Genomic DNA, 17,056 nt, shown 5'->3' with positions numbered 1-17,056 from the left:
TGTGTCAGGGTGCCACGGCCGTCATCGAGCGGGCGTCGATTGCCGCGGTCGTGGTGGTGTTCGAACCGTCGCCGGCACCGCTGGTGCCGTTGGTGGTGTTCCCGTCGGTCGTGTTGCCGTCCGTGGCGTTGCCGTCGGTTGTGTTACCGTCAGTCGCGTTCCCGTCGGTCGAGTTGTCGGTCGTCTCGTTCCCGTTCATCGCCTCGCTCAGCGACTCCATCTCGACGGTGATGCTGTCGCCCTCGTGGATCGCCGGTTCGGGCACGTCCGCCTGGCCGATCTGCTGTGGCTGCTCCATGTTCTGGAGCATCACGAGACGGTTCACTCTGGAGAGGTCCTGGTCCGCCAGACTGCCGGTGAACACGGTGTAGTTGGTGACCGCACGGACGCTGGAGTTGGTGTAGCCGTCCTCGGGGCCGAGCGTCTCCTCGGTCGGGTAGGGGACGGTCATCTCGAAGTTCCCGTCCGCGTCGGTCTCGACGGTCTGGTAGTAGCTGAACTGCCGCTGGTCTGCCGTCCCGTTGAGGGTGACGTAGGCCGTCACGGAAGTGGCGTTCGAGGTGTTGACGCTCCCCTCGAGGGTCGCGCCCTCGACGCGCTCGTACGTCTTCACGGTCGACTCCTGACGGACGTCGTACGGCACCAGCCCTGAGGTCGGGTCCCGGATGCTACTGAGCACCTGCGGCGTCAGCCGTCGGTTGATGAAGTTCGTGGCCTGGATCCCGCCCTCGGTCTGCTGTGCGACCGAGAGGATCGTCGTGTCCGACTGCGTCTCGTGGACCAGCCGGTAGTGGGACAGCCCCTGCGCGTCGTGGTAGTACATCCGGGACAGCATCGTGTTCTCGAAGCGCTCGTTCATCCCCTGCAGGTTGGCGGTCCGATTCCCACCGAGGCGGTACTCCTGGACGCCGATGTAGTCGGCGTAGTCCGCACCGGCCCACCGCGTGATCGGCGAGAACTTGTTGCTCGCCATCTGGTCGTCGATCATCACGTAGCGGGTGTCCTCGCCGGCCTCCTGCTCGGTCTGCTGGGCGACTATCTCGCGGAGCTGGGCGTTCGAGAGGTTACTGATGTGCTCGTCGCGCTCGTCGAGCGACGGGAGCGCCTCCAGGATCAGTTCGGCGCGTGTCTCGTTGGTCGTCTGGAGGAACGCCGAGGCGGGACGTGGCCCCTGCTGGAACGGGTTGGCGTTCGGGATGCGCTCGCCCTCGACTGTGATCCAGTGGCCGTAGTCCCACCACGACATCACGCCGTAGGCCCCCTCGGGGTAGTCGAAGTCCTCGGTCCGCTCGTACGTCCCGTAGTACTCCATCGCTTCACCGTCGGGGTTCGCGTAGGTCCCCGGTGCGGGCGTGTTCTCCTGCATCCAGTCGCTGCTCTGGGCCCAGTAGACCGACTCGCCCGGCCCCGTCTGGTTTGCGGCGCTTGCGGCGGTCGTCGGTGCCAGCGGGCCGACGAGCGGCACGGTTACGAGCAGGAGGACGGCGACCAGCGTGAGCACCTGATACCCCTCGATGTCGCCCAGGCGCTCGACGGTCGTCGGCACGTCAAGCAGCTTGATCACCTGCCCGAACATCCACGCGTTCAGCACGAACACGGGGATCGCGAGGTAGTAGAAGAAGCGACGCTGGGTCAGCGCCATCAGCGTGAAGAACACGGTCAGGACGACCAGCAACAGCTCGTCGGACCGGTAGGCGTCGCCCGCGAAGACGAGATGCGACGTGAGCCAGAAGAGGCCAAACACCGCGGTGAGGTAGGTCAGCCCGAACTGTCCGGTCATGAAGCTGCCGACGCTGCCCAGCGGGACGGCCTGAACCTCGCCGACGGTCCGTCCGGTGTCGCTCGAGCCGAGTGCCAGCACGCGCTCAACGTTGCCGACGATCAGGTCGAACCCCTCCGGGAGGACCACGGCGAACAGGACGAGACTGACGACGATGGCGCCGGCGATGGCGGCCGGGTAGCCAGCCGTCGACAGTTCCCGGTCGTCCCACTCGCGGGCGAGCCACGCCATGAACGCACAGCCGACTGCGACGGCGAACACGAGGAAGTACTGCGTGAGCGAGATGGTCGTCGTTGTGAAACTGAGCGAACCGGTCTTCGGGATCAGCATCACGAGCGTGGTGGAAAGCGCGACGACGCCGACGAACGCGGAGTGGTCCGGACTCCGGCCGCGGACGTAGTCAAGCGACAGCGAGATTGTGAAGAAGACGCCGAGGATGCCGACGAACACGATGCCCGGCGGCCAGGTCCACATGTACAGGGCGATGGCGACGCCGGCGAGAACGCTGGCGACCGCCGGGCTCCGGAGCGTCTCCCAGTCGCGGTCGGCGACGAGTTCGTACACCGGCTTCTCGCGCTGGGCGACCCGGAGGGCGCGGGCGACCATCAGCAGGGCGATGGAGAGGAAGAAGGCCTCGGCGATGTGGTGGTCGGCGAAGCCGACCGTCGCACGCGTGAGTATCGTCCCGGGGACGAGGGCGAAGACGAACACGGCGAACACGCCCGAGAGGCGGCCGGCGTAGTGTTTCCCGAGGTAGTAGACGGGGATGGCCGTCAGCGTCCCAAAGACAGCGGGGGCGTACAGCAGGACGGTGCGGACCGTCTCGTTGGAGGGGTCACCGAGACCGACGATCAGCGCGGCCGTCGCGACGATCTGGTCGAACAGCGACCCGAACTGGCCGCCTGAGGCGTTGCCGAACGGGAACCGGGTCCACGGATCGAACGCCATCGTAAACGGCCAGTTCTCGACGGCGTACTGGACCTCGCGGTAGTGGTAGAACGCGTCGTTACCTCTGTACAGGATCCCGTCGCCACGGAGGAACCGGTCGCGCGCCTGGATGCGAACCCAGAACATGAACGCGACCAGCACCGAGAGCACCGGTACGTGGTACCAGTCCTCCCAGATGTCGAGCGGGGACCGGTCGCTTACGGTCTCCTCCTCGACGGTTTCGGTCTCGCTACTCATTGGATGATGTAACTCCGAAAACGCCTATAGGCCTTGTGATACGGAGCGACGCAGGGACCGCAGGACCGCGACGGGACAGCGACCGGCCGGGGATGAAAAACGACTACTGTCGGGGGATCGAACGGGTCGATAATGAAGCTCTCGGTCGTGCTGTGCACGTACGCGATGGACGCCTACGACGACTTCCGGGAGGCGGCCGACAGCGTCCTCGCCCAGGCGTACGACGACGTGGAACTCGTCGTGGTCGTCGACGGCACCGAGGCGGTGTACGAGCGCGTCCGCGAGGAGTACGGCGACCGCGACGGCGTCGTCCTCCACTGCAACGACGAGAACGTCGGCCTGTTGCGGAGCCGTAACCGCGGCGCGGAGATCGCGTCCGGCGACGCCGTCGCCTTTATCGACGACGACGCGATAGCGGACAGGGAGTGGGCCGCCCGCCTCGTCGACGCCTACGAAGAGCGGGACGCGGTCGCCGTCGGCGGGAAGATGACTCCCGCCTGGGTCGCAGGCAAGCCCGTCTTCCTGCCCAGCGAGTTCTACTGGCTCGTCGGCGTCACGCATCGCGGGTTCGCGGACGGTCCGGGCGAGGTCCGCAACACGTTCGGGTCGAACATCTCGTTTCGGCGGGACGCCTTCCTCGAACTCGACGGCTTCGACCCGGAGATCGGCGGCCGGAAGGGCGACAGGAACCTGCAGGGCGGCGAGACCGAACTGTGCGCCCGCCTCGCCCGCGAGTACGGCGAGGGCGTCTACTACGTCCCCGACGCCGAGGTGGCTCACAAGGTGTTCGACTACCGCACCGACCCGATGTGGCTGCTGGACCGAGCGTTCTGGCAGGGGTACTCGAAGCGGGCGATGGAGACGCTCGTGCCCGACTCCGGTGACGAGGAGAGCGAGTTCCTCGGGAAACTGCTGTTCCGGTTCCTCCCGGACCGCGTGCGACGTGCGGTGACCGGACCGTCGGCGACGCAGGCGCTGCAGGCGGTCGCGCTGCTGGTGTTTACGGCGGCGGTCGGACTGGGGTACGTGTACGGAGCGTGGAAATGGTGAGCGACATTTCCGACGCGGACGGCACGACCGACGGCCGCCCGAACGTCTGCGTCGTCACCCACCCGCTCTCCGCGGCCGGCGAGAACGCGACGCGGACCCTGCTGGAGATACTGTCCACGGTTACCGCCGTCTCCCTGATCACCGCCGACCTGCCCGACGACTCCGAGATCCGGGACCGCCACGAACTCGTCGAGATCACGACGAAGGGCGCTGGCTCCAACATCGCCCTCGCGGCGGTCCGGTTCCTCCTGAACCAGTTCCGGATGTGCAAGGCCATCGCCGACCGCGACGATGAGGTGGTCCTCTTCTTCGGCGCGACCTCGTACCTGCTACCGGTCGTTGCCGCCACCCTCCTCGGTAGGACCGTCGTCCTCGAACCGCGCGGCGACGTGCCGCTGACCCTCCGCCTGAACTGGGAGGAACGGATCCCGTCGCCGGTTGCTCGACTCCTCGCCGGCGCGGTGTGGACGCTGGAACGGATCAACTACCGACTGGCGGACGGAATCGTCACCTACACCCCCGGGATGGCGTCGGAACTGGACCTCGACCGCTACGGCGACAAGCTCTACTCGAACGGCGCGCGGTACGTCGACACCGACGAGTTCGACGTTACGGTACCGTACGACGAGCGCAACCGGACGGTCGGCTTCCTCGGCCGCATCGACGAGGAGAAGGGCGTCGAGAAGCTGGCCGCCGTAGCGAAGCGACTCCCGGAGGACGTAACGTTCCGGTTCATCGGTGACGGCGACCGCGCGGACTGGCTGGCGCGGGAGCTGGAAGCGGAGGTCGCCGACGGCTCCGTCGAACTCGCCGGATGGGTGGACCACGACGACGTGCCCGCGGAGCTGAACGACCTCCGACTGCTCGTGATGCCGTCGCAGCCGACGGAGGGACTGCCGACCACGATCCTGGAGGCGATGGCCTGCGGGACGCCGGCCTACGCAACGCCAGTGTCGGGCGTGCCGGACGTGGTCCGGGACGGCGAGACAGGGTACCGCATGACCGAGGAGACGCCCGCGGCGATCGCGAACAGGATCACCCAGATCCTCGACGACGACGCCGCGGCGACGAGCCGACGGGCGCGCGAACTGGTCGAATCCGAGTACTCGTTCGACGCGGCCGTCCGGCGATACGACGACATCCTCCGTTCGCTCGGCCGGTGATCGCGCCGTTTGTCGGGGTGCCGGGGCGGGGGAGAGGGATCCCGCGGTTATACCGGGAAACGGTCACGGCATTCCGTATCAGGGCTTGTACCCGAGCCGCTCGAGACGCTCCTCGACTTCGGCGTCCATTTCGACACCCACGGCATCGTCTGACGTATGAGCGAGCGTTTCCGCGTACTCCTCGATCCGTTCCCTGCACCGTTCGACGACCGCCGGGTTGCGATCGGCGACGTTGTCGGTCTCCTTCGGGTCCGCAGGCAGGTGATACAGCTCCTCTCGGCCTTCGCCCTGACGCTGGATGTACTTCCACTCCTCATCACGGTACATGTACACCCGTTCGTCGGCGTCGCCGTAGCCGCCGAGGACGGCGTCCCGGTCCCAGTCGCCGTCGAACACGAGGTTCCGAAGGCTCCGCCCGCACCATGTGTCCGGGCTGTCGAGGCCGGCCTGGTCGACGAGCGTCGGGGAGAGGTCGTTCAGGCCCACGAGGTCGTCGTACGTCCCGTCGTCGCCCCAGCCGTCGACGATGAGCGGCACGTGTAGCTTCTCGTCGTACGGCCGGTGGCCGCTGAGGCTCCCCCGCCGGACGAAGTGCTCACCGTGGTCGGCGGTGATCGCGACCGTCAGGTCGTCCCAGGCGGCTTCCGCGGCGTCGACGAGTCGGGCCACCTCGTCGTCCGTGAAGCGGATCTCCGCGTCGTAGAGGTCCAGCATGTCGTCGAGTTCGGCGTCGGTGACCTCGTCGGGGTCCTCGATCGCCTTCCGCCGGAGTTTGATCGCCTCCCGGTCGTCGACGACGGAGTCCCGAAACAGCAGCTGGTACTCCTCGGGCGGGAGAAACGGGTGGTGGACGTCCATGTAGTGGACCCACAGGAACGTCGGGCGGTCCGGGTCGGCGCCCTCGATGTAGTCGACGGCCATGTCGGTCATCTCGTCCGCGGGGACGTGATACGAGCCCACGTTGATACCGCTCGACGACTCAACCGAGTCGTAGGCGCGCTTCAGGAGGTCGAGGAGGAACGTTCCCTGGAGGTTCTTCTTCGCGTAGCGCCGGGCACGCGTGGTGACGGACGGGTCGGGTTTCGAATCGAAGAACTCGTCGAACCCGCGTTCGTAGCCGTACTCGCCGCTCAGCCACAGGTTGGAGTGGAATCCGCCCGTCTGGTAGCCCGCCTCGGAAAACGCCTCGGAGACGAGCGTCTGTTCGTCCGAGATGCGCTGCGGACCGCCGTACATGAGCGTGTGGACGGACGAGAGGATGCCGGGAAACGACGGCTGCGTGCCGCCGACGTGCGCGAAGGCGTTCGTGAACTTGCTCCCGCGGTCGGCGTACTCGTCGATCCGGGGCGTGGTGTCCCGGTCGTAGCCGTAACACCCCATGTGGTCCGGGCGGAGCGAATCGACGGTTATCAGGAGGACGTTTTCCATTTGCGGTGACGTAAACGGAGTCGCGGCTTAACCCTGTTGTCTCGACCCACCCGGCGGGAACGGGAGACGAACGCGCCGAACGACGCGATTCGGACCCATCAGGGCAGCGCCGTATCCGGGAGCACCAGCCCCACTTTTTCCCGGAAGCGCCCGGAGAACGTCCACAGCAGGGTCCCGTACACTGCCGCCCCGAAGAGGACCAGGGACACCGTCCCGACGGCGTTACTCGGCGCGTATTCGTCCACGACGACGAGGAGGACGGCCATCGCCGCCGCGGCGAGCGTCTGGATCCCGATCTCGGACACGGGGAACGGAGGCCTGTCGAGCAGGCTGTAGACCGCCCTGTACCCGAGGAAGAGAGCCAGCCCGGACGAGAGCACGGTCGCGGCGGCGGCACCGTACCACCCGTACTGCCAGATAAGCACCACGTTCAGGGTGACGTTCGTGACGATGAACTGAACGTTGATCCGGAAGGTCACGTCGGGGCGGTCGATCGCGTTGATGACGGACGTCAACGGCGACTTGTACACGTTGAATATCTGTGCCACGATGAGAAGCAGGAGTATGCGGCCACCCTGTGTAAACTCCGTCCCGTAGACCCCGAGAACGCGCGGACCGATGACGGCCACGCCGAAGAGCCCCGGGATCGTGAGCACGCCGGTGAACGCGAGCCCCTCCTCCAGAAAGTGGAGGACGCGGTCCTCGCGGTCCTCCGTGCTCAGTTCGCTTAGTTTCGGGAAGAGCGTCGTCCGGATGGACGCGCTGGCGATGCCCAGAAACGACGACAGCGTCCAGGCGACCTCGTAGATGCCGATGAACGTCGAGCTGACGAACAGTGCCAGAACCAGCGTGTCCATCCAGCCAAACACCCGCGATTCGAGTGTCCCCATCCACGAGTACCGACCGTACGTGTACAGGTCGTGGAAGTCCTTCCGAGTCGGGAGCCGGACCGACAGGTTCGAGACGGCCAGTCCCGCCACGACGACGATCAGCAGCGACAGAACGTGGCCGATGACGAGGCCAGCGACGTGCCAGCCCAGCACGATAAACACGACCTGCCCTCCGGTCCGGAAGACGCGCTCGGCAGCTTTGAACAGCCCCGCCTCGGCGACGCGCTGTTCTCCTTCGAGGCCACACCGAACGCTGATGAACAGCGCGTTCGCAACGACGAGGAGGCCGACGAGACTCCCCACTGGTGCCCCGATGTAGGCGTTCAGTTCGTCCCGGAACAGGACCACGACAGCCGCGATCCCGGCGGCGATGCCCACATTCGACAGGAAACCCGCGGTGAACCGCGATCCCGTGTTCGTTCCCTCGCTCACCCGTTTCGTGATCGCGCCGCCGATCCCGTTCAGCGGGATACTGAACCAGAACAGCAAGCCGACCGCGATGGCGTACTCCCCCAGCGGTCCGGCTCCGAGAAGCCGGGCGATCAGGAACGTGGCGACGAACCCGGCGACGGAAACGACGACCTGCCCGACGAAGTGGACCGTCGCGGTTCTGCCCAGCCGCATTATTCCATGTACCCGAGGTCCCGGAGCTGTTTCTGCATCGCTTCGGAGAGCTCCGAGTCCTCGCCGGTCGCTATCGGCTGTCCCTCAGTGGCGAGCCACTCGGAGAGCTCGTCGTTGAGTTCCGCGGCGATCTTGGGGTGCGCGTCGGCTACGTCCGTCGTCTCGTCCGGGAGCGCGTGGAGATCTACCCGGTTCTCGCTCTTTTTCAGTCTGTACTGGTGAGTGCGAAGACCGGTGAGGGTCCCCTCGTGATACCGGGACGTGTCGAAGTCCGGGTTACAGTTCAGGTACGGCTCGAAGTTTGCGGGGCCACGCTGCGAGAGCACGTGGTCCCGCGTCCCGGTTCGGAGGTCGATCCCCTGGAACTGGTCGGTCTCGCCGCCCGCACGGGAAAGGATCGTCTGCAGGACGTCGATGTGCTGAATCAGCTCGTCCGTCGGGTACTCGACATCGTCGAGCCCGGATATCACGAGCGGGACCCTGGTGACTGCGTCGTTCACGGCGAAGTCGTGTGCGAGCAGGCCGCGTTCGCCGAACAGTTCGCCGTGGTCCCCGGTGATCACGACCACCGTGTCCGAGAGGTCGAGCGAGCGCAGATAGTCGAGCAGGTTCCCGACCTGTTCGTCGGTATAGGCGATCTCGGCATCGTACATGGCTTCAACAGCCGCCAGTTCGGTCTCGGTAAGGTCGCAGCCGTCGGCCACGATGTCCTCGAGTTCGTAGTGGACCCGCATGGAGATCTCCGCCGCTTCGGACGCCGAGATGTCGAGGTGGTCGGTGTATCGGTCCAGATAGGGGAGCGGCGGGAAGTACGGACGGTGGGGCTCGTTGTAGTGGAGATACATGAAGAACGGTTCGTCACGGGCCAGGTCGGCGAGCCACTGCTTCGCCATCTCGTTCAACAGGTACGGGGTGGCGTGTTTCGCCGTATCCAGCGACAGTCCGGCGGAGTGTTTTCGGATGTTGAAGAGGTACTTCGCGATGGTTCTGAAGTCGACGGCGTCGAGCATCGTCGAGGCAGCGACCCACTCGAACCTGTCGAAACCCCTGTCGAGTCCCGTCCCGGAACTGACGTAGGAGTTGCGCGTCAGTCCCGCGGTCGCGTATCCGACCCGGCGGAACAGTTCCGGGACGGTGTCAATGTTCTCGGGGAGGTACTCGTTCGAGATGCCGAGGCCGTGTCGAGTCGGGTACGTCCCGGTGAGCATCGATCCGGTAGACTTGGGGGTCGAGTTCCCGGTGGCAAAACAGTTCGAGAAGGACCGCCCGTCCGCGAGGTTCGCGACCGCCTGCATCCGTGGCGTCGTGTCACGGGAGTAGCCGTCCATCGAGGTGTGGTCCGCCCGGACGCTGTCGAGGGTGATCCAGAGAACGTTAGGGCGAGAGGTCATATGACATCTACTGCGACGAACAGTCATTTCCATCTTTCCCTCCGGAGCCTCCGACCGAAAGACAAAGATATTTGACTGACCGCTGTCCCCACGAGACCATGACAGTCGTCGTACTCGGGATCGACGCGCTCGATCCCGAGTTGGTCACCCCCACCGAACACCCTCATCTGACCCTCGACAGGTACGACCCGATCGAGACGATAGTCAGCGACACGGGGGAGCCGAGCACACACGAACTATGGCCGACGATCATCACCGGGCTACGGCCGACAGACCACGAACTGACGCTCGCCGACGACGGTGTCGCCTGGGGGAATCCGCTGCTGGAGCTCGGGAGCACCGTAGCGGACGTCGTCCTCCCGGAGGCGATCCAGACACGGCTGGGCGCCTGGCTACTGACCAACACCTCCGCGGACGCCTTCCGAACGCCGGCGACCTACTACGCCGACAACAACATCGCGACCGTCTTCGACGACCGCGAGGCGACCGCGATCGGGATCCCGAACTACGTCGTCGACCCCGACACCGAGGACCGGGAGCACAACCTCCGACGAAACCTCGGGGATCTCTTCGAGCGTGACTCGACGGCGACAGGCGGACACACGTCGGCCGACCCCTACGAGTTCTACGAACAGTGCATGGAGATGGCAATGGTACGCATTGCCCGAGTACGGCGTGGCCTGCGCGGTGGCCGACACGAACTCGTCTTCGGGTACACGAGCGGGCTCGATCTGATCGGCCATGTGACGTACGACCTGCCCGACCTCCGGAAAGCGGCGTACGACGAACTCAACGAGTTCGTCGGAGAACTCCGGAGCGACCTCGGACCCGAGGACGAACTGCTGCTGGTGAGCGACCACGGCCTCCAGAACGGCGTCCACACCGACGTGGCGATGGTCGCCGGAACGTCGCCGGAGATGGTGTCGACGATCGACAGTGTCCTCGACGTTCGCGGCGCTATCGAGGCCGAACTGTCCCGTCACGACCACCTCGACGACTACGAACGGGGAAGCCTCGACGGAGGGAGCGAGGTGGAGCAGCAGCTTCAGGACCTCGGGTACATGTAGCCGGTCGCAGATATCGACACACATATAATCGTCTCCTTCGGACCCCGACTATGGCGGCGAACGTTCTTCTCGTTATCTTGGACAGTGTGCGGGCCAGGAACTGTTCGCTCGGCGGCGCAGGGAACGGGACGACGCCGTTCTGTGAGACGTTCGCCGACCGGGCGACCACCTACACCCAGGCGCGGTCGCCGGGCGCGAAGAGCCTCACGAGCCACATGAGCATCTTCACCGGGCTTCACGTCGAGCAGCACAACATTACCTCGGCGGGCGATAGTCTCGCTGGCGGCTACTCCGTCTTCGAGCGACTCCGCGACGACGGTTACGCGACCGGTGTCTTCTCCGAGAACACATGGGTAACCGACGTAGAGGTCGGCCTCAAGGACGGGTTCGACACCGTCGAGGGGCCGCGCAACGTTCCGTTCCCGGACGCCGTCGACCCGAAATCGTTCGTCGCCGAGGAGGGTCAGGGACAGTACCGCGAGTATCTGAAGGCGAGCCTCGGCGGCGACCAGCCCGTGCGGTCGCTCACCAACGGTCTGGTCACGAAGCTCACCTGGGACTTCCCCTGGCTGCTTCCCGAATCGCTGCGAACCAGCACGCCGGCAGACGTGTACGCGGACCTGTTTCTGGACTGGGAGCGCGAGCAGGACGGCCCGTGGGCAGCCTGTATCAACTTCATGGACGCCCACATCCCGTACGAGCCGGACCCCGAGTTCGATCACTGGGGCGGGCCGGACGCCAGGGAGATACAGGACGACCTCGAGGATCTAAAGTGGGTGTTCCTCGGCGGACAGGAGCCCTGGTGGAAGCGGCGCGCCCTGGAGGGACTCTACGACGGGGCGATCGCCCAGATGGACGCGCAGTTGCGCCGGATCGTCGAGACGCTGGCTGAGCGCGGATCGCTGGACGAGACGCTCGTTGTCGTCACGAGCGACCACGGCGAAGGGTTCGGCGAGCGCAGCGAGATCCGCGACGTCCGTGTCGCCGAACACGGCGTCGCAATCCACGAGGGCGTCACCCACGTGCCCCTGCTCGTGAAGTACCCGGGCCAGACCGAGGGGGCAACGGTTACCGAGCCGGCGACGCTGACCCGGTTCCCGGACGTCGTGGCCGAGTCGCGGGAGGGGACTGCCGGTCCGGAGAGCTTCGTGCCCGAGGGGCCGGTCCTGGTCTCGGCGGTCGGCCTCAACGACGCACTCCTGGACCGGGCAGGGCAGTACATCGACGACCTCCGACCGTACACCGCCACGGCCCGCGCCGTCCTGACCGTGGAGGACGGCACGGTGGTGAAGGACGTGACCTGGCGCGACCGCGCCCGGCGGGTCGTGGTCCGGGACGCGCAAACGAGTTACGCCGTGGACGCGGATCCCGACGCCGTCCGCTCCCGGGTCGAGGAGGCGTTTGCCGACGTGAGCGACGCCGGCGTCCGGGCCAAAGGCAAGGGGATCGAGGGGGCGAGCGACGCGACCCGCCAACGTCTCGAAGACCTGGGATACGTGTAGGGGACTCCGACACTCGACCCGTGAAACCCCCGGCCTCTCCGCACTCACCGGACACAGAGGACACGTTTATTACCGCTCCGGGTCGCGTTTCCGAACATGCAGGCCGTCATCCTCGCCGCGGGCAAGGGCACCCGCCTCCGCCCGCTCACGGACGACAAGCCGAAAGTGATGGTGGAAGTCGACGGGAAGCCGCTCATCGAGGACGTGTTCGACAACCTCATCGAGGTCGGCGTCGACGAGTTCGTCGTCGTCGTCGGCTACAAGAAACAGAAGATCATGGAGCGGTACGACGACGAGTACCGCGGCGTCCCGATCACCTACGCCCACCAGCGCGAGCAGCTGGGCCTCGCACACGCGCTCCTCCAGGCCGAGCCGCACGTCGACGAGGAGTTCGTGCTGATGCTCGGCGACAACGTGTTCCGCGCGAACCTCGGCGACGTGGTCAACCGCATGCAGGAGGACCGCGCCGACGCCGCGTTCCTCGTCGAGGAGGTACCGATCGAGGAGGCGTCGCGGTACGGCGTCTGCGACACGAACGGCTACGGCGAGATCGTCGAACTGGTCGAGAAACCCGACGATCCGCCGTCGAACCTCGTGATGACCGGCTTCTACGCCTTCACTCCGGCCATCTTCCACGCCTGCCACCTCGTCCAGCCGAGCGACCGCGGCGAGTACGAACTGCCCGACGCCGTCGACCTGCTCATCCAGTCCGGGCGTACCATCGACGCGATCCGGATGGACGGCTGGCGGGTCGACGTGGGCTATCCCGAGGACCGCGACCGGGTCGAGGAGCGCCTGTCCGAGGACGGAGGAGCGGAGGCCGCGACAACCGAGACAGGCGAGAGCTGACCCCCGAAAATACCGGAAACAACAAACCCGTCCTCGCCGACAGGTGGTGTATGAACGTCCTCGTGACGGGTGGCGCGGGCTTTATTGGCTCCCACGTCGCCGAGCGACTGCTATCCGACGGGCACCGGGTGACGGTACTCGACAAAATGGACCCGTACTACGACCTCGGGATCAAGGAGCACAATCTGGACCGGTGTCGCGATGCCGGCGGTGACCGCTTCCGGTTCGTGGAAGGCTCGATCACTAACGAAGACCTCGTCCGGAACGTGGTCGCGGGCGACGACATCGAATTCGTGTACCACGAGGCGGCGAAGGCCGGCGTCCGCACGAGCGTCGAGAACCCGAAGGCGTACACCGAGAACAACGTCGGCGGGCTGTTGACCGTCCTGGAGGCCGCCGAGGACCACGGCGTCGAACGCGTCGTCAACGCCTCCTCCTCGTCGGTGTACGGGGAGGTCGACTACCTCCCCTACGACGAAGAGCATCCCAACTACCCCCAGAGCCCGTACGCGGTCACCAACCTCAGCGCCGAGCACCACTGCCGGGTGTGGAACGATCTCCACGACGTGGCGACAGTCAGCTTGCGCCACTTCACCGTGTACGGCCCGCGGATGCGACCCAACATGGCGATCACCAACTTCACGTCGCGCTGTCTCAACGGCGAGCCGCCCGTCATCTACGGCGACGGCCAGCAGACCCGCGACTTCACGTACATCTCGGACATCGTCGACGCGAACCTCGCGCTGCTGGAGACCGACGCGGCCGACGGCGAGGCGGTAAACGTCGGCTCCGGCGGCAACATCACCATCCAGGAACTGGCCGACCACATCGTCGCCGAAACCGGGGCCGACGTGGACATCGAGTACACCGACGCCAACGAGGCCGACGCCCGCCACACCCACGCCGACGTCTCCAAGGCCCGCGAACTGCTCGACTACGAGCCGAGCGTGAGCATCCGCGACGGCGTCGCCCGGTTCGTCGAGTGGTACCGTGCAAACCGCGAGTGGTACGAACCCTTGGTGATGAACTCGTGAACGTCTCCATCGTCGGCAGCGGCTACGTCGGCACTACCGTCGCCGCCTGCCTCGCGGACGCTGGGCACGAGGTAGTGAACATCGACATCGACGAGTCGGTCGTCGAGACGATCAACGCAGGCGACGCGCCGATCCACGAGGACGGACTGGGGGAACGCATCGAGCGGACCGCGGGCGACGGCCTGCGCGCGACGACCGACTACGACGCGGTCGTCGAGACCGACCTCACGCTGCTCTGTCTCCCGACGCCGTCGCGCGACGACGGTAGCATCGACCTCTCGGTCATGGAGGCCGGCGCGGAGGCGCTCGGCGAGGCACTGGCCGCGAAGGACGGCCGCCACGCCGTCGTCACCAAGAGCACGGTCGTCCCGGGAACGACCGACGGGACGATCGGACCCACAGTCGCCGCGTCGTCCGGCAAGACCGTCGGCGAGGACCTGGGGCTCGGGATGAACCCCGAGTTCCTGCGGATGAGCACGGCCGTGTCGGACTTCCTGAACCCGGACAAGATCGTGTTCGGAACGGAACAGGCGTGGGTTCGCGACCTGCTCGACGAACTGTACGAGCCGGTCGTCGACGCGCCGGTCGTCAACACCGGGCTCCGCGAGGCCGAGATGATCAAGTACGCCAACAACGCGATGCTGGCGTCGAAGGTGTCGCTGGTGAACGAACTGGGCAACGTCTGCAAGGAGCTGGGGGTCGACGCCTACGACGTGTTCGACGCCGTCGGCATGGACGACCGCATCTCCGCGCAGTTCCTCCGGTCCGGCCTCGGCTGGGGCGGCTCCTGCTTCCCGAAGGACGTGGACGCAGTCAGGGCGGTCGCCCGCGAACAGGGGTACGAGCCGGAACTCCTGAACGCCGTCGTCGCCGTCAACGACCTGCAGCCGCGCCGGATGGTCGACCTCCTCGCGGACCACGTCGACCCCGACGGCGCTCGCGTCGCGGTGCTGGGCGTCGCGTTCAAGCCCGGCACCGACGACGTGCGTGGCTCCCGTGCGATGGATCTCGTCGGGCACCTCCGGGACCGCGGCGCGGACGTGGTCGCGTACGACCCCGTGGCGATGGACAACGCCCGCGAAACGTACCCGGACGTGACCTACGCCGACTCGGCCGCCGACGCGCTGGCGGACGCCGACGCCGCAATGGTCGCGACCGACTGGCCGGAGTTCGACGATCTGGATTACTCCGGGATGACACGAAAGGTCGTGGTCGACGGCCGGCGGATCGACGTCGACAAGGACGAACTCGACGTGTACGAGGGGCTGACCTGGTAGGCGGAGCGCCGGCCCGGGCTACTCCACCGTGACGCTCTTGGCCAGGTTCCGCGGCTTGTCGATGGACCGCCCCTTGATCTTCGCCACGTGGTAGGCGAACAGCTGGAGGTAGACGTTCGCCAGCAGCGGCTCCAGCCGGCCGAGGTCGGGCACCGCAAAGGAGGCGTCGAGGAACTTCTCGGCGTCGTCGTGCGAGGTGACGCCGATCACCGGCGCGCCGCGGGACTCGACCTCCTTGACGTTGTTCAGGGTCGCGCCCGGGTTCGCCCCCTCGGTGAGGACCGCCAGCACCGGCGTCTCGGGCGTCACCAGCGCGAGCGTGCCGTGTTTCAGCTCGCCGGCGGCGAACCCCTCGGCGTGGGCGTAGGATATCTCCTTCAGCTTCAGCGCCCCCTCCAGCGCCACCGGGCAGCCGAGCTTCCGGCCGACGAAGAAGAAGCCGTCGCCGTCGACGTACTCCTCGGCGACCTCGCGAATGGCGTCCTCAACGTCGAGGATCTGCTGGATCGCCCCGGGTAGCCCGCGGGCGTTCTCCAGCAGGTCCCCCGCGTCGCTGGCCGAGAGGGAGCCGCGCTCGCGGCCGAGGTAGGCCGACAGCAGGGTGAGCGTCGTCACCTGCGCGGCGAACGTCTTGGTCGCGGCGACGCCGATCTCCGGGCCGGCGCGGATGTACAGCGCGTCGTCGGCCTCGCGGGCGGCGGTGCTGCCGACGGTGTTGGTCACCGCCAGCGTCCGCGCGCCGGCGCGGGCCGCCTCGCGCATTGCCGACAGCGTGTCCGCCGTCTCGCCGCTCTGGGTGACCGCGAGGACGAGCGTGCGCCACGGATCCCGGCCGCCGGTGAAGTCGTACTCGCTGGCGACGTGGACCGTGACGCGCACGTCCGCCAGCGACTCGATCAGTTGCTGTGCGTACAGCCCGGCGTGGTAGGAGGTGCCGCAGGCGACGATCTGTATCTCCTCGACGGACTGGAGGTACTGCTCGGGCAGGTCGACGTCCAGGTCCACGTCGCCGTTGACCGCGTCGACCCGGCCGGACAGCGTCTGCCGGAGCGACCGGGGTTGCTCGTGGATCTCCTTCAACATGTAGTGGTCGTAGCCGCCCTTCTCGGCGGCCTCGGCCTCCCAGTCGACAGTGTTGACCGGGCGCTCGACGACCGCGCCGTCGGCGTACACCGTCACGCCGTCGGCGTCGACCGCGACCACGTCGCCGTCCTCGATGTAGGACACGTCGCGCGTGTGTTCGAGGAACGCGGTCACGTCGCTGGCGAGGAAGTTGCCGTCCTCGCCGTGCCCGACGACGAGCGGGCTGTCCATCCGTGCGGCGACCATCCCGTCGTACCCGACCGCGGTGACCGCAAAGGCGTAACTCCCCTCGAGTCGGCCGAGGACGGCCTGGACCGCGCCGACGAGGTCCGACCCGTCGTACACCTCCTCGATCAGGTGCGGGATGACCTCGGTGTCCGTCTCGCTGGTGAACCGGTGACCGTCCAGTTCGCCCTTCAGGGCGTCGTAGTTCTCGATGATCCCGTTGTGGACGACCGCGATCCGACCGTCGCAGTCGGTGTGGGGATGCGCGTTCGCGTCGGTCGGTTCGCCGTGGGTCGACCAGCGCGTGTGGCCGACGCCGACCCGGGCGTCCGTGGACGCCGGGAGTTCGAGGTCGTCGATCTCGCCCTCCTGCTTGTACACCTCGATGCTTCCGTCGTTGAGCGCGACGCCCGCGGAGTCGTAGCCGCGGTACTCCAGGTTCTTCAGGCCGGTCGCGACGACGGAGAGGGGGGACTGCGGGCCGACGTAGCCGACGATCCCACACATG

General features: G+C 66.7%; 12 protein-coding genes. 7 read left to right on the top strand and 5 right to left on the bottom strand.

What is annotated here, in order from left to right:
• Positions 1–4: 4 nt before the first annotated feature.
• Positions 5–2,965: an oligosaccharyl transferase, archaeosortase A system-associated gene (locus D8896_RS07215; protein ID WP_121821420.1), complete on the bottom strand. Its 2,961-nt coding sequence runs from the start codon at positions 2,963–2,965 to the stop codon at positions 5–7.
• Between the two features lie 132 nt (positions 2,966–3,097).
• Here D8896_RS07215 and aglG point away from each other — a divergent pair, with 132 nt between their 5' ends.
• Together aglG and D8896_RS07205 are read left to right on the top strand one after the other, a co-directional pair.
• A complete protein-coding gene (aglG, locus tag D8896_RS07210; RefSeq protein ID WP_121821419.1) occupies positions 3,098–4,015 on the top strand; it encodes a glucosyl-dolichyl phosphate glucuronosyltransferase in 918 nt (305 codons plus the stop codon).
• Positions 4,009–5,178, top strand: coding sequence for a glycosyltransferase family 4 protein (locus D8896_RS07205; protein ID WP_121821418.1), 1,170 nt, complete (start codon positions 4,009–4,011; stop codon positions 5,176–5,178). The genes aglG and D8896_RS07205 overlap by 7 nt, the downstream gene beginning before the upstream one ends.
• A gap of 78 nt (positions 5,179–5,256) precedes the next feature.
• Here the strand turns inward: D8896_RS07205 and D8896_RS07200 are convergent, their stop codons facing one another.
• The 3 genes from D8896_RS07200 to D8896_RS07190 all read right to left on the bottom strand — a co-directional run bounded on the left by D8896_RS07200 (position 5,257) and on the right by D8896_RS07190 (position 9,511).
• Positions 5,257–6,606, bottom strand: a complete 1,350-nt coding sequence (locus D8896_RS07200; RefSeq protein ID WP_121821417.1) for a sulfatase — start codon at positions 6,604–6,606, stop codon at positions 5,257–5,259.
• Between the two features lie 98 nt (positions 6,607–6,704).
• Positions 6,705–8,120 carry a flippase gene (locus D8896_RS07195; protein ID WP_121821416.1) on the bottom strand — a complete coding sequence of 472 codons (1,416 nt, stop codon included), beginning with the start codon at positions 8,118–8,120 and terminating at the stop codon, positions 6,705–6,707.
• Positions 8,120–9,511: a sulfatase gene (locus tag D8896_RS07190; protein ID WP_240452006.1), complete on the bottom strand. Its 1,392-nt coding sequence runs from the start codon at positions 9,509–9,511 to the stop codon at positions 8,120–8,122. Before D8896_RS07190 ends, D8896_RS07195 begins: the two co-directional genes overlap by 1 nt.
• Positions 9,512–9,609: 98 nt before the next feature.
• Between D8896_RS07190 and D8896_RS07185 the strand changes: the two genes are divergently transcribed.
• The 5 genes from D8896_RS07185 (at position 9,610) to aglM (ending at position 15,240) form a co-directional block, all read left to right on the top strand.
• Positions 9,610–10,578, top strand: a complete 969-nt coding sequence (locus tag D8896_RS07185) for an alkaline phosphatase family protein (RefSeq protein WP_121821414.1) — start codon at positions 9,610–9,612, stop codon at positions 10,576–10,578.
• Between the two features lie 50 nt (positions 10,579–10,628).
• Positions 10,629–12,080 carry a sulfatase-like hydrolase/transferase gene (locus tag D8896_RS07180; protein WP_121821413.1) on the top strand — a complete coding sequence of 484 codons (1,452 nt, stop codon included), beginning with the start codon at positions 10,629–10,631 and terminating at the stop codon, positions 12,078–12,080.
• Between the two features lie 96 nt (positions 12,081–12,176).
• A complete protein-coding gene (gene aglF / locus D8896_RS07175) occupies positions 12,177–12,929 on the top strand; it encodes a UTP--glucose-1-phosphate uridylyltransferase AglF (RefSeq protein WP_121821412.1) in 753 nt (250 codons plus the stop codon).
• Positions 12,930–12,979: 50 nt separating this feature from the next.
• The gene (locus D8896_RS07170; protein WP_121821411.1) at positions 12,980–13,963 is read left to right on the top strand and encodes a GDP-mannose 4,6-dehydratase; all 984 of its coding nucleotides are present in this window, start codon (positions 12,980–12,982) and stop codon (positions 13,961–13,963) included.
• Positions 13,960–15,240 (top strand): UDP-glucose 6-dehydrogenase AglM, encoded by a 1,281-nt coding sequence (aglM, locus tag D8896_RS07165; protein ID WP_121821410.1) that lies wholly within the window; start codon positions 13,960–13,962, stop codon positions 15,238–15,240. The genes D8896_RS07170 and aglM overlap by 4 nt, the downstream gene beginning before the upstream one ends.
• 18 nt (positions 15,241–15,258) lie before the next feature.
• Here aglM and glmS read toward each other — a convergent pair whose 3' ends face one another.
• The gene (gene glmS / locus D8896_RS07160; RefSeq protein WP_121821409.1) at positions 15,259–17,055 is read right to left on the bottom strand and encodes a glutamine--fructose-6-phosphate transaminase (isomerizing); all 1,797 of its coding nucleotides are present in this window, start codon (positions 17,053–17,055) and stop codon (positions 15,259–15,261) included.
• Between the last annotated feature and the right edge of the window lies 1 nt (position 17,056).

This window comes from Halostella salina (assembly GCF_003675855.1).
GTDB classification, from domain to species: domain Archaea; phylum Halobacteriota; class Halobacteria; order Halobacteriales; family Natronoarchaeaceae; genus Halostella; species Halostella salina.
Note: the sequence above shows the minus strand (reverse complement) of the source record. Positions and strands in the feature narration are given on the sequence as shown.

Excerpts from the sequence above, each read along its gene's own strand:
- D8896_RS07215 (WP_121821420.1), bottom strand. The coding sequence starts at position 2,965 with ATGAGTAGCGAGACCGAAACCGTCGAGGAGGAGACCGTAAGCGACCGG.
- D8896_RS07195 (WP_121821416.1), bottom strand. The coding sequence starts at position 8,120 with ATGCGGCTGGGCAGAACCGCGACGGTCCACTTCGTCGGGCAGGTCGTC.
- D8896_RS07180 (WP_121821413.1), top strand. The coding sequence starts at position 10,629 with ATGGCGGCGAACGTTCTTCTCGTTATCTTGGACAGTGTGCGGGCCAGG.
- aglG (WP_121821419.1), top strand. The coding sequence starts at position 3,098 with ATGAAGCTCTCGGTCGTGCTGTGCACGTACGCGATGGACGCCTACGAC.
- D8896_RS07190 (WP_240452006.1), bottom strand. The coding sequence starts at position 9,511 with ATGACCTCTCGCCCTAACGTTCTCTGGATCACCCTCGACAGCGTCCGG.
- D8896_RS07170 (WP_121821411.1), top strand. The coding sequence starts at position 12,980 with ATGAACGTCCTCGTGACGGGTGGCGCGGGCTTTATTGGCTCCCACGTC.
- D8896_RS07185 (WP_121821414.1), top strand. The coding sequence starts at position 9,610 with ATGACAGTCGTCGTACTCGGGATCGACGCGCTCGATCCCGAGTTGGTC.
- aglF (WP_121821412.1), top strand. The coding sequence starts at position 12,177 with ATGCAGGCCGTCATCCTCGCCGCGGGCAAGGGCACCCGCCTCCGCCCG.
- D8896_RS07205 (WP_121821418.1), top strand. The coding sequence starts at position 4,009 with ATGGTGAGCGACATTTCCGACGCGGACGGCACGACCGACGGCCGCCCG.
- glmS (WP_121821409.1), bottom strand. The coding sequence starts at position 17,055 with ATGTGTGGGATCGTCGGCTACGTCGGCCCGCAGTCCCCCCTCTCCGTC.
- D8896_RS07200 (WP_121821417.1), bottom strand. The coding sequence starts at position 6,606 with ATGGAAAACGTCCTCCTGATAACCGTCGATTCGCTCCGCCCGGACCAC.